Origin of the sequence: Desulfosediminicola flagellatus (assembly GCF_005116655.2) — a bacterium.
Lineage (GTDB): Bacteria > Desulfobacterota > Desulfobulbia > Desulfobulbales > Desulfocapsaceae > Desulfopila > Desulfopila flagellata.
In genome coordinates this window covers 2194548-2207835 of sequence record NZ_CP050698.1, presented here as the reverse complement: position 1 = coordinate 2207835, position 13288 = coordinate 2194548, and the positions used below count along the sequence as shown (strand labels likewise).

Sequence of the window (13288 nt, the reverse complement as noted above, 5' to 3'; positions counted from 1 at the left end):
ACTTATAAATAGTGTTTTGATTGCAAACGAAAAACAGTCTGTTAGTTGAGATAGTCACTTTGATATCTGAAATGATACAGTTACATTTGTAATCAAAATGCTAACAAGCAATGCCGACTATTTGTACGCAGCCTCAATAACAGGACATTCACCAGCAAGGCCTTCCCGCCTATTGATCATTATTATTTTACGATTTTATTATTATGGAACTATCACCTGAGTTTTTTCTCATGCTTTGGGAGAGGCTTTGCTGGCCTCTCATCCGCTTAATATGCTTTATTTCTATAGGCTTACTAGTCGCTAATTTTATTGAAGCGCTGAACTGGACTCGATGGATTGCTCTTCTTGCACGCCCCCTGACCCGCCTTGGCCACATGTCTGACACAGCAGGAGCATCATTTTCGCTGGCCATGTTTTCCGGGGTTTCAGCCAATACAATGCTCGCAGAGGCCTATGACAAGCAACAGCTCCCTAAGAGAGAGTTGATCCTTGCAAATCTCTTCAACAGCCTTCCGACCTATTTCATTCATCTTCCCACGATTTTCTTTATTACTTTCCCGCTCATTCACGGTGCGGCAGTTATATATATTGGTATAACACTTGGTGCCGCGGTGTTACGAACTGCAAGCATCGTAATTATCAGCAGATGTATGCTCACCAAACCTGAGGGAGTTCAAACTTCGACGGCTCAGGCAGAACACTCTACCAAAATAGATTTTAAGGCAGCCGCGATTAAGAGCTGGAAGAGATTTAAAAAGCGAATTCGCAAAATCATCAAGTTCACTGTGCCCATATATATCCTTATTTTCATAATGCACAGGGTTGGATACTTTCGTGAGCTTGAGCAGTTTGCTGCGGGATACCTTGAATTTATCCCATGGTTGTCTCCCCAGTCGATGGGTATAATCACCCTTCACCTTGCTGCCGAACTTACAGCCGGTCTTGCAGCTGCGGGCGCACTTTTACAGGAGGGAGCGCTTTCCCAACGTGAAATCATCTTAGCACTGCTTGTTGGAAACATTCTTTCATCACCGCTCCGGGCAGTGAGACACCAGTTTCCGTATTACGCAGGGATATTCAAACCCAAAGTCGCGGCCCAGTTGATTTTCTTCAGTCAGTCGTTCAGGGTACTTAGCCTGATACTTGTTGGAATCGTTTATTATTATGTGAGTCTAGTATAGAGGTTTCCAAACACGAAACTACAGCAATTACTGGACAAAACCGAAAGACACATCAAGACAGAGGACGGAATTGCAGAGGGGGGGGGGAGAAAAAAACACAAATGAACACTTTCAGGTGTTACTCACCCTACTGACACTGATTTTTTGTTGCTAAAACAGCTTGCTAAACCGGATCAGGCGTTTCCGTGAGTTGGAATATTTGCCTTTTGCCCAGGTACAGTTTCAAGAACAAATTCTGTCCATTCCCAGGGAGCGTCAATGATTTTGAAACCAATCTCCAGACCTTCGTCAGTCTGACGCTTCCAACATGGCTTAGCAATTATCTTATAATGTTTCCCATTACCAGAGACAACAGTATGATAATAAAAGTCTTCTGCCGGGAATGTGTCTTCTACCGCGGTCATTTTAAAACCTGTTGAAGAGACATTCTCTACATTTCCACCAATAAAACGGTGACCATCAGCAATATCACATGAGAAGCCTGACACAACAGCGCGAAGATAGCGTCTATGGATACCACCCATTCGTTCAGATGCGACCTGATTACTTTGTAATTTCATGCGTTCCATAATAATTCCCAAACAGCTTAAAGAGAAAACATATTCAGATTCAAATACTTGTGGCACTTAAACCCATATACATTTTATACCACAACCGAAATCTCAATTACCAATAAAAAACCTCCTTTACTAAAAGTATATCATAAGGCTAACTCTATTGTCACTTGACAAGAACTGTTGATATGGGTAACGAGTAACTATACAACTCAGGTGCACATTTTATACGGTGCTAACAATCGTATAGCTTAATAGGGAACTTCGTGAAAATCGAAGACGGGCCCGCCGCTGTAACCGGTGACGACCCCTGAAAAAATGCCACTGTCCGAAACAGGATGGGAAGGCTCAGGGCAAGGAAGATCCGGGAGTCAGAAGACCTACCTGAAAGTTATCCAACCAGAGCCACGGATACGCTCTTTTGGAATACAGATTTCGGATAATTAGGGATATCCCGGATCACTTTATAGTGTGATCCGGGATATTTTTTTGTGATAACCATGTGTTTCATGCAGATGTCACTTCTTCATTATCAATGAGAGTTTTTTTGCTTTTAACAAATAGTTTAACCACATCCTGTCTGAAACAGTATACCCTGCTGAGGTTAAATGCGCGTTAAGTCAACATTACTTTTTGGTGCACTTACCCTTCTGCTGGTTGCCGCCATAATTGCAGCCACTGGAATGGGATATATATCCATACCTCCGCTTAAAGTGCTCGGTACTGTTCTTGATGTATTCATCGGAAATAATGCTGCCCAGACCGTTGCTGATCAGACATACTCTGTCGTAATCATGGATGTTCGATTGCCGCGAATTCTCACGGCGGCTCTTGTTGGTGGCGGTCTTGCTCTGGCCGGCTGTGTTTTTCAGGCAATTTTACTCAACCCTCTCGCTGACCCATATACGCTTGGAATTTCTTCAGGTGCTGCATTTGGTGCTTCTACAGCGTTTATATTGTCAATAATGGGCTTTGCTATTCCCATTGCCTTGTCTGTGCCTGTACTGGCATTTTTAGGAGCAATTGGAACCCTTGCTGCAGTATTTGCTCTCTCTGTTGGAGACTCACGATTATCATCAAACACCCTCATCCTTTCAGGTGTTATTGTCGCAGCAATACTTTCTGCAGCAATTGGATTCATTAAATATATGGCTGATGAAGAGGTCAACGTTATCATCTTCTGGCTCATGGGTAGCTTTGTCGGTAAGAACTGGCAGGATGTTCTGCTACTGATAGGTGTTCTCAGCCCGTGTCTTATCTTTGCCTGGTACTTTGCCCGTGACCTCAACATAATGGCTCTTGGCTCCACTACAGCTGATACGCTTGGCGTAGACAGTGCTAAAATACGCAGACAACTGCTGATCAGCGCCTCACTTGTTACTGCTATTTGCGTGGCTGTTTCCGGTGTCATCGGATTTATAGGTTTGATTGTTCCCCATATGTTGCGCATGCTTGCCGGGCCTGATAATCGCATCTTGCTGCCAGCATCATTTCTTGCTGGTTCAATACTTCTTCTGACAGCCGATACAATTACCCGGGCAATCCTCCCGCACGAAATTCCCATTGGCGTGTTAACCGCATTAATTGGCGGTCCATGCTTTTGTTATATATTCAGAAAACGACAGCTGGGAGCAGCGTATGGCCTCAGCTAATACCACCGTTTACGATATTGCGGATTGCACCTTTTCTTATCGGGGGTTCCCTTGTCTTAGCGACATAGACCTCACACTGCAGCAAGGGAAACTCTACGGACTGATCGGCCCAAACGGGAGCGGGAAAACTACCCTGCTCAATCTTCTTACCGGCACGGCAAAACCAACTACCGGTTCGGTTACGTTTTATTCATCAAAAATTCACAGCTACCCCAAACCTGAGCTGGCCCGAAAATTGTCATTTGTTCCGCAAAGCTTTTCGATGGAATTTGAGTATACAGTTTTTGAGGTAGTCATGATGGGCCGTCATCCTTTTATCGAAAGATTTGGCCAGCCAGGTTCGCATGACATTGAATTGGTCATGAAAAGCTTGAAAACTCTGGATATCTTCCACCTGAAAGATCGATATATAACACGACTATCAGGTGGCGAGCGTCAACGAGTTATTGTAGCACGCGCCCTGGCTCAGAACACTGACGTTATGGTTCTCGACGAGGCTACAGCAAGCCTGGATGTCCGGCACTCGATTGATATCATGCATGCACTTAGAACCCGAGTAACACAGAGCAATGCAACAATTATTGCAGCAATTCATGATCTTGATCTTGCAGCCTGCTTTTGTGACGAACTTGTTATCATGCAGGATGGCAGGATTCATACGAGCGGCCCTGTAAATGATGTTCTGAGCGGCGAGATGCTGAAAAATGTATTTTCAGTAGATGCTGATATTGCCTACTCATCAGAAAACACAGCACATATACAGTATAGGTATACTCATGATCAGCAATAAACGATTATTACACAGAGCGTATATATGTATCGTTTTTATCGCTATTGTCCTTCATGGAGGCCAGTTACATGCTGCCGTTATAACCGATGATGAAAACAATACGATCTCGTTCTCAAAACCTTTTACACGGATCATTTCACTCTACCCGGCTCACACCGAAAATCTCGCTCATCTCGGATGTGACCAGGAACTCACTGGTATTGGCTTATCAGATGATTATCCACTGAATATCTCGAATAAAGAGAGATTCAGCTATAGAGATAATATTGAAAAGTTCCTTGCAGCATCACCTGATCTTATTCTGATCCGGCCGATGATTTCACGATCACAGCCGGAACTCATTGCAAAACTGAGGGCATCCGGTATTGCACTTGTTTCTCTTCAGCCTACCAGTATCGAAGGAATGTATAGCTACTGGCAACAACTGGGCCAACTCTGCGGCAGGGAAAATGAAGCACAAGCAATGATTGACAGTTTTAAAACCAGCGTCAGTGAAATGGCCACCAGGGTTCCCGCTGACATGCCATCTCGCCCTCGAGTATATTTTGAATCGATACATGCAAAGATGAAGACCTTTGCCCCGGATTCAATCACTGCATTTACATTGCTTACAGCGGGCGGAATAAATGCAACACCTGATGCTAAGGCAAGAAACAATAGCAATATTGCCCCATATGGCAAAGAACGCTTACTCGCCAAAGGCAAGTTGATTGATATTTTCATAAGCCAGGTCGGACGTATGAATCGTGTGACTCTTGAAGATATTTACGCAGAACCGGGTTTTCAACTCATCAAAGCCGTACAAAACAAATCAGTATTCCTGATTGAAGAAGAGCTGGTCTCCAGGCCAACAATCCGCCTTCTTGAAGGAATTTTTAAAATACATTCATTTCTTTATGCGCAAACAACTCACGAAACAGTGGTACAGAAGCAGCGTGAACTTACTCACAACACTCTTTAAAAAATGGCAATGAACATGCAACCTACTTTATTTATTGTTGGTACCGGCCCGGGAGATCCCGATCTTCTTACGATCAAGGCATTCAACACATTGAAGAATTGCCCTGTCATAGTTGCACCCAAAGGTTCACCCAGTGGAAATTCGACAGCTCTCTCTATTGTACAGCAAGCGCTGGACGTCTCAGCTAAAGAGATACATGAAACATATTTCCCTATGAAAAAAATTGAGCTGGATAAAGAAGCGCATCCGGAAATCACAGCCGCATGGACAGCTGCTGCCAATAAGGTGCTCAACCTTCTCGATTCAGGCAAAAACGTAGCTTTTCCAACACTTGGTGACCCTGCGATCTATTCGACCGGATATTACCTCTACGATACCATCATGAGCTTACGCCCTGAAATGCATGTGAAATTTATCTCAGGGATTTCAGCTATGAGCAGTTGTTCTGCTTCCACATCAACTCCTGTTTGTCTCGGAGATGATATGCTCGCTGTCGTACCAGCCACGTTCTGTGAGGAGAAAATCAAAAAGGCACTTGCAGAGTTTGACGCAATTGTACTTATGAAAGTTCACAGAGTAATGGACCGTATCTGCAGAATACTTGAAGAAACCGGTTTAACAAAAAATGCCATCTATGTTGAAAAAGCCGGAATGCATGATCAGCGGATTATCACTGATCTCTCGAAGATCCCGGAAAATCCGCATTATTTCTCAACAATTATTATTAGAAAACGCGGCACTGCACCAACTCTTCCATTACATTAAGTTCAGGCGCCAAATCACTGTACTTCTGTGTTTCATCTCTTTCATGACGGCTAAAACAACGTTCATGAAAGAGATGATGTTTGTGCCTTTTTCTCACCATTCAAAAAAAAACGCCCTCTTCTTCTTAGCGTATATACTGTTTTTATTTGACGCTCCACTATTCAAATGCTTACTCTAATAGCATACGCCATTCGACTACTATGGAACGAGGAATATGGAAAAACAAATACTTATAGCACTGGACGACTCGGTTAGCAGTAATTTATCCCTTGATTATGTCGCACATCTCTTTTCTGCTGATCCGGATGTAAAATTTCTGCTGCTTAATTGCCAGCCCCAGGGGGCAGAGGTTATGCCTGAGCCGGAAGACCCGAGAAACTCGCTTATGCCTGATCACACACAGGCAAAGGGTCAACAGAAATGCACCATACTACTAGGCAAAGCCAACAGAAAATTGACCTCACTCGGTATACCTGAAGACCGCATTACTATCTCATGCCAATCAGCAGCAAATATTGCCTCCGGCATCACTAAACATGCAGAACAAAAACTTGTAGACTCAATCGTTGTCGCCAAAAGAGGAATGGGGCTTGTTGGAGAACTCCTCCTTGGTTCTGTCTCATCATCACTATTCGATATCTGTCGTTCTACTCCCCTATGGATTATTGACGGCGTGATACAATCCAAACGACTCCTCGTTCCGGTTGACGGCAGCCCGGCATCACTTATGGCTGTGGATCATCTTGCACATGTGTTTTCCCAGCGAACTGATGTCCAGTTTTTCCTCTTCCACGTTAAAGGCTTTCTCTCATCTCCCAAACAGTGTAAACCCGAAAATTTTTACGACAGATGGGGCAAGGAATGGTGTGACAAAAACTTATCAGGCAATGATTGCATGTTCATCGGTCCCACTAAATTATTGAAAAATGCAGGAATCCCCGAAAAATGCATTGAGACTTTACCGCAGGCAACAGCAATAGAAGAGAGTACAACAATAATTAATGCTGCGCGTAAACATCGTTGTGGAACAATAGTCATCGGAAGAAGAAAACCGAATGAGGTTAAAGGATTTCTGGGAGGGGTTTCCAAACGAACAGTTGTACAGGCTGAAAACTTAGCGCTTTGGGTCGTTGGGTGAAAGGCAGACAGTAGAATTTGTAGTTAGAATACTACTGAGAAATGTGGGAGGGAGGTATAGTCACCTTTAACGTCCTGCTTTTCACAATTACACCACGCTGGTTTTGGATCGAAACAAAAAAAGAGTTAGCCTAACGGGCTAACTCTTTTTTACTCTGTAGTTTTTACACACCTTACAGACTTTTTTTCTTCAAATAGATTTATCAACTACATCACAACCCGTTCAAGCCCTTATGTAGTGGCTATACCAATCTGATATTTGAACCATCGAAAACTACACCAAATGTTTTAATGGTTGATCAGCCAGCCACATTCCTGCTGTCATAAAGAAAATCATGAAAAAGTACAAGACGCCGATCAACCGTTTTTGCCCTAACGGCACATTGTAGTAGTCTTCGGGCATAACATCTTTCTTAAATAACGATATTACACCGAATATCAGTATTATAAGTAAAATCGGTGAACCCATTTTGTAAAAAATGAACCCGCCGACAATCAAACCGACAATTTTTATTTTTTGACTGATCACCCCGGTCATCCGTCCCCCGTCAAGTGGAGAGATTGGGAGCATGTTGAACAGATTGAGCATAAATCCGACAGATGCCAGAGCATAAAAAAACTGTGAGTCCATCTGCCAGCCGACAAGCAGGCAGACAGTTGCACCAATGGTTCCAAGAATAGGCCCGCCAGCTGCAATAAGGCTCTCATTATAGGCGTTTCTCGGCAACTCCTTCATGGCGATAATTGCACCAACAAAAGGGATAAAGATAGGTGCTCCAGCCTTAATGCCCAGGCGGTTCATCACAACCGCATGCCCCATCTCATGAATATAAATGAGTAAGACAAATCCAATTGCAAAAGGAGCTCCCCAAAGCTGAGCATAGACCCAGATTGCAACAAACATTGTTGCAAGTGTTGACAACTTTGTGAGTTTAAAAATTACAGCAATCCATTTCAGTTTTCCAAATAGAAAAATAAGTGGAATCCCTAATGCTCCCCATTTTTTAATCGTACTGCCAGCTGATGGTGTTTCCTCTACGGCTACGGCAGTGCCCTTTCCTCCTGCTGCAATATGATGCTCTGCCACAATCTGAAGGTTTCGTAATTTTCGTTCCTGCTCCGTTATCATATCTTCTACTCAAATTTATATGGTCGTGTCATAGTCCAGGCCTGCCAAATTGCAATACCAAGAAAAACGAGATTAAACGCCTCAAAGGTCTCTTTCAATACATTCAAAAATATCTTTGGGTCAGGCAGATATGTTAAAATGTTGATATACTCTGCTTCATTCCCACTGAGTATATAGCTTCGCACAACAAGATAATCAGCATAGAAAAATGCAATCACCGTTATTGCGACTGCCATCAGTTGTATACTTTGCGAACGCCTATTCCCATTAAATACCGTTATCCCTTTTGCCACAGTAATACCGATTACGATGGCCACAATGCCTACCGAATATCCAGAGTAAAACGTTATAGCCCACCATATTAAAACACCAAGAGCTGCACCTAAGAGGCCGCCAGCCAAAGAAAGCGGATAGTTGATTTCTGAATTTTGAACTGCTACCTGTTCTTTAACTGTAGTAAGAAGTGCGTCATAACACGGCCTGCAAAATGCGCCATGTTCAGTTTCAACGAGATTTTCAGTAAAAAGCTTTCCACATTCAAGACATTGTTGTTCTTCAGCCACGCATTTACCTCCAGTATATAAATATAATTACTTGATACGTTAACATTTACTGGCAATATCCGAAAGGACACTTCTCTTAATATCACGTACCATCTCCCGGCAAACCAGATAGATAGTGCCTGGATTAAACGGATAGTAATCTCGATCAGGGAATATGCCTGAATTACAATACGCTACCTAAAAAATTGCTGTAGATTCACCTAATCAACCCCCCGATTTGGGCAGGAATTGTAACCCCGAGCATCATAACATTAGCGATTACAACTGCAAGAAAAGAGCACTGAGGTAACAATTATGCCACTCTAAATATGCTACTACTGCACTCAAGAGATCTGATGAAGTGAATAGAAAAGGATAAGATTACCTGCGGATTTCCAAAGGACAGAAGAATCGAACACCAGTCAAGCAGCTGAAAACATATCAAAGCTGCTACAAACAATCATCAAAGTGTATGTGTATTTGTCGGTTACCTTCACACAGGACGTTGAACAATAGATGGTGGTTGGAGCGCATCTGAATTACGAAAAAACCATCTGTTCAATTCAACATACTATTGAACAAAACTCCCACCACTACAACGTTATATTTCCCATGGCTCATTGCTCTCTAGTGCATCTACAGCCACTTTAGCAAGAGCACGGCATTGTGCAATTTTCCATGTATCAGCATATCTACAGAACTGACGTTTAGTTGACTTTACCGGAAATGTATCAGGACCGCAGATATTCACAATTTTCCGACAATATCTGCCGATTTCCTCTTTTGCCTTTTTCATATTGAACGTATCAGGAGAAAAAAATACCCCAAGCAGTTCCAGTTCAGCGAGTGTTCCATATCCCCAGACTTTATCTTTTTCTTTGGCACTGGCTAATTGCCACTTACTCATCTGCCTGGCCGCAACCCACCATTCTCTGTACTTTAACTCAAGTCCGGAAACCTCGGAAATCGCCTGGTTTTGCGTAACAACCAGCATAGACAGATATTGGGTAATCGCCCAATGATTTGTAATATCTGCTTCCAGAGCCTCCCAATAAAATCTGCGTGAATTCTCATACGCTGTTAAAACTTTAGTAGCCGTATCACTATCGTCATCTTCCAGTTTGAAATTCTGGAGTGCTATTCCTATTCGTTTTTCACTGGCGGCGCTCACACCTAATCGCTCCGACTGGTCTTGGATAGTCGTCAATGCAGAAGAAGTATTGCGCCAATCCTTGAGATCCTGCCGAATGTCCGAACAGAGTTTGACCATTTCGTTGGCAGTTTCCACATCAGCCTCGCCAGCTTCGCTGTGCTCTAGCAGATGATCTATTCGAGCAAATTTGATTTCAATACGATTACGTATCTGTTTATCACGAAAGCTTTCGACCTGATTCTCAAAATTCCAGGGAACTGTCGCATATGCCACAATACTCGCCCAGTCATGCGTATCAGGGCAGGATGTTCTTAACCGCTGTCGCAACTCATACAGTACACATCGTGGATCGTGTCCCCTTAATAATCGCTTATACAACACCTCGGTGAAAATATTCGAGGCACGCATATAAAGCGGAAATTGGGAAGCAAATACCCATGGAATACCTGCCGCGTGTAATTCATGGGCAATGCTCCCACCCGGAGTAAGCACTGAGTTTGTGTTAGCCGAGTCACAAGTGGCTAGAGACAACACTGTCGGTCGATTCCTACTGTCACATGATGCTTCTCTATCTGCGGTTATGGCTATAGCAAGCCGCTCTCCATCCACAACATCCATCTCAGAGGAGCTCTTACTGCTGCAGAGCGCGAGACCGTATCGACGCTCCCCGGCGTTCTGGTACGATGCACCATGAGCTAATACATGAATATGAGTAAACTCTGTCTCAACACAGGCATGACGGACCTGCTCAAGGGTCGCATTAGACAACACTGTTATAATTTTTTTGACTTCTTTCAATTTATCGTCATCACTATCCACGATCGTTACCCACGGTGAAATCGCACGACGAATAGCTACAAGATGCTGCTTTGCCGGAACTTCTGCGAGGCCGTCAGGTGAAGCATATATAAAAAGGATTCTCGGTGGCCTGTCCCAGCTCACCGGCAACGGTCGGCCACGTCGAACCTCACGGGTAAGAACAATAGGTAGAGTTTTCTGCAAAAACAGCGGTGAACCGGAACTGGGAAAACCGTCAGGTGAAATTGCCGTCTCAAACGGCATAAGGCCAAGCTCAAACGCCGATAGCGAAAGCCGCAGGTGTACGAGCTTATCCCAGGTTGATCTGGCACTTCCTAATTCTGAAAGCAAAGCAGGGATCTGTCCAAAAATGTCGCCCATACTTTCGCCTATCGCACGAAGTTCAGCCTCACGCTGCTCTGGAGCAACCTGATTGGTACCGATAAAATATCGTAGCCTGTTAAGCCGGGTGAGAAGCTGTCTCTGTTCAAACGGCTGATTAATGGTCACTGGACCATCTGCTCCGCATAACGCAAGATATTGTGTAAGTGGAGAGAGAAGCTGGTTGTGAGCAGGCCCCGGCCGTAGAATTTCGAGCTTTATATTTCGAATATCGGTCATTTTCTCACCTTTGAAATTGCTGAATAACCCGTGGCGTCACTGTATTACCAGTATACTCGACATGTACCAGTTGACCAATCACATGGTTGCCATGTTTTCCAATGCACACTGCACTGTTTTGATCAATCACAAACGGTTTCTTATCGAATGTGGCCTTATCAATGGCTTCCATCGTACCTTTTTCAAATACTTCCAGAACTGGTTTGAATGAAGCTTCACTTTTTAGCATCTCGTTTGTTAACCGCAGTAATCGTATCCAGGTTCCACAGTTAAAATAGAAACGGTTTTTATCGACCTCAATCGCACGTTCAAGATGGGTGTGACCTGTTACAATAAAATTGACACCTATACCTACACTGCTGACAATTTCTTTATATGTTTCATCCTGGTTATCTACCGTAAAAGTCTGATCATCTTTAAGCCAGTCCTGAAGGGATCTCCTGAGTAATTCTCCTTTACTCAATTTTGAAAACAATGCCTTAAGTCGATCGAAAGTATCACTCATTACGCCAAGTGTTTCATCGTGATGGTCAGTGACTGCGCTGCCAGTCTCAAATTCATTTTCAACCTCAAGGAGAAGTGCATCATCGCTGTACGCTGTATTTTTATCTGAATGAAAAACTGCCTGAGTAAGGTTTTCACCCAGAAGGTCATATACACTGCTCGTAATATGCTTGTCGGCTGGCGGCACACTATACCCTTCTGCTGAAAGTCGTTGGTCCACCTCCTTATTACCTTCAACTTTTTCGCCGATTATTGGTAACAGGCGACCAATTTTCTTAACCTGTCCGGGATCAAGAGCAAGCAGCACACCTACTGCAGCATTCTTCTCAGGTTTAAGTAAATCAATCCAGGGATATTTCCTCTTAACGTCATTCATCACATCCTTAACCATCATGGTTCCGGCATTCGGCTCCCACTCGCCTGATTTCAGATTGCGATCGACATTTAAACGTCGGGCGACTTTGGCCAGGTCTTCATAACGGGTGTAATTCCAGGAATCCACCTCATTGCCATGAGTGCAGAACACCCTGGAATTTCCTACCATGCACGAATATCCTGCTCCCATTGTAGAAAATTCGATGCGTGCGCAACTTTCCAGGTGATTGCCTGCCAGTCTCTGCGTGATAATGCGCTGTACAACAGGATACGAAAGTTCAAGATCGTGATTACCAAGGGTAATTACAAGAAATCGACCATCTGTTTTCACAAAATCAGATAGTGCTGCCCACACTGAACTAAACGATGGGTCTTCCATAATTCGTGTAACAATTTTTTCAGCCGTATCTATTGCAATATAGTCTTCACCTTTTTCAGCCAGGGTATCTATTATGTCACCGTTCAAGATCAGCGCCACCCGCTCTGACGGTCGTTGCTCCTTTACCCAGCTAATAAAAGCAGCCAGGCGCTCGGTCTCCCGTAGAATCTGAAAACTCCCTTCTCCGCCCATATGAAGATCAGATACAACATGAATTTCATCAAATTCAGGTAACATCATAAGGATTCTCCTTAAGTTTCCGGTGCATGAGGTGATTCAGGCCAGTTGCATTGGTTATATAAACCGTAATGTATCAACTCAAAAAGCGATCAACACCGACAGTCAGGAATAATCACAATTCTACCGGTTTCAGTTCTATAAAATCGACCAAGCTCAATCACGTAGACTGCCTTGAAGATAGATGGGTAAACGATATCAGGATACAGCACGTTACATTCGCAATGGAGCACCAAGCCAATTACCGAATCGCTGCTGTTTTTTTTCATCACAATCAATCGTGTAATTTTACAAGAGATCACCCGAATTATATCATCGAACGCAATGTCTCTGACAGTACTTTCTAGCAATAAAAACAGACAATATCGATTTTTGAAACGTACTATGATCAAGATCTTTACTACGAAGGACAAATGAAGGGAGCTACATAAACAGGTTGAAATTCCAGCAGCATATACATTTTGACTTTGGAGGCAAGAAGTAATATTGCTCACTGAAAGTCTTTATTGA

Annotated in this window: 11 protein-coding genes and 1 riboswitch; of the genes, 6 read left to right on the top strand and 5 right to left on the bottom strand. The window is 43.5% G+C overall.

What is annotated here, in order from left to right:
• Window positions 1–203: 203 nt before the first annotated feature.
• Window positions 204–1181, top strand: a complete 978-nt coding sequence (locus FCL46_RS09175) for a hypothetical protein (protein ID WP_136806184.1) — start codon at window positions 204–206, stop codon at window positions 1179–1181.
• A 173-nt stretch (window positions 1182–1354) separates the two neighbouring features.
• Here the strand turns inward: FCL46_RS09175 and FCL46_RS09170 are convergent, their stop codons facing one another.
• Complete coding sequence (locus FCL46_RS09170) at window positions 1355–1750, bottom strand: hypothetical protein (RefSeq protein ID WP_136806183.1); 396 nt, start codon at window positions 1748–1750, stop codon at window positions 1355–1357.
• A gap of 197 nt (window positions 1751–1947) precedes the next feature.
• A riboswitch (cobalamin riboswitch) is annotated at window positions 1948–2137 on the top strand.
• A 206-nt stretch (window positions 2138–2343) separates the two neighbouring features.
• Between FCL46_RS09170 and FCL46_RS09165 the strand changes: the two genes are divergently transcribed.
• The 5 genes from FCL46_RS09165 (at window position 2344) to FCL46_RS09145 (ending at window position 7041) form a co-directional block, all read left to right on the top strand.
• Entirely contained in the window at window positions 2344–3387 is a 1044-nt protein-coding gene (locus tag FCL46_RS09165) for a FecCD family ABC transporter permease (RefSeq protein ID WP_136806182.1), read from the top strand.
• Window positions 3374–4177 carry an ABC transporter ATP-binding protein gene (locus FCL46_RS09160; RefSeq protein WP_136806181.1) on the top strand — a complete coding sequence of 268 codons (804 nt, stop codon included), beginning with the start codon at window positions 3374–3376 and terminating at the stop codon, window positions 4175–4177. The genes FCL46_RS09165 and FCL46_RS09160 overlap by 14 nt, the downstream gene beginning before the upstream one ends.
• A complete protein-coding gene (locus FCL46_RS09155) occupies window positions 4164–5138 on the top strand; it encodes an ABC transporter substrate-binding protein (RefSeq protein WP_136806180.1) in 975 nt (324 codons plus the stop codon). The genes FCL46_RS09160 and FCL46_RS09155 overlap by 14 nt, the downstream gene beginning before the upstream one ends.
• A 15-nt stretch (window positions 5139–5153) precedes the next feature.
• Entirely contained in the window at window positions 5154–5903 is a 750-nt protein-coding gene (gene cobI, locus FCL46_RS09150; protein ID WP_136806179.1) for a precorrin-2 C(20)-methyltransferase, read from the top strand.
• 214 nt (window positions 5904–6117) lie between these two features.
• Complete coding sequence (locus FCL46_RS09145) at window positions 6118–7041, top strand: universal stress protein (RefSeq protein WP_136806178.1); 924 nt, start codon at window positions 6118–6120, stop codon at window positions 7039–7041.
• 273 nt (window positions 7042–7314) lie between these two features.
• Here FCL46_RS09145 and FCL46_RS09140 read toward each other — a convergent pair whose 3' ends face one another.
• The 4 genes from FCL46_RS09140 to FCL46_RS09125 form a co-directional block, all read right to left on the bottom strand.
• Complete coding sequence (locus tag FCL46_RS09140) at window positions 7315–8169, bottom strand: site-2 protease family protein (RefSeq protein ID WP_136806177.1); 855 nt, start codon at window positions 8167–8169, stop codon at window positions 7315–7317.
• Between the two features lie 5 nt (window positions 8170–8174).
• Window positions 8175–8732 carry a hypothetical protein gene (locus FCL46_RS09135; RefSeq protein WP_136806176.1) on the bottom strand — a complete coding sequence of 186 codons (558 nt, stop codon included), beginning with the start codon at window positions 8730–8732 and terminating at the stop codon, window positions 8175–8177.
• A 580-nt stretch (window positions 8733–9312) separates the two neighbouring features.
• A complete protein-coding gene (locus tag FCL46_RS09130) occupies window positions 9313–11283 on the bottom strand; it encodes a CHAT domain-containing protein (protein ID WP_136806175.1) in 1971 nt (656 codons plus the stop codon).
• Between the two features lie 4 nt (window positions 11284–11287).
• On the bottom strand, window positions 11288–12781 hold the full coding sequence (locus FCL46_RS09125) for a metallophosphoesterase (protein ID WP_136806174.1): 1494 nt from the start codon (window positions 12779–12781) through the stop codon (window positions 11288–11290).
• Window positions 12782–13288 lie beyond the last annotated feature (507 nt).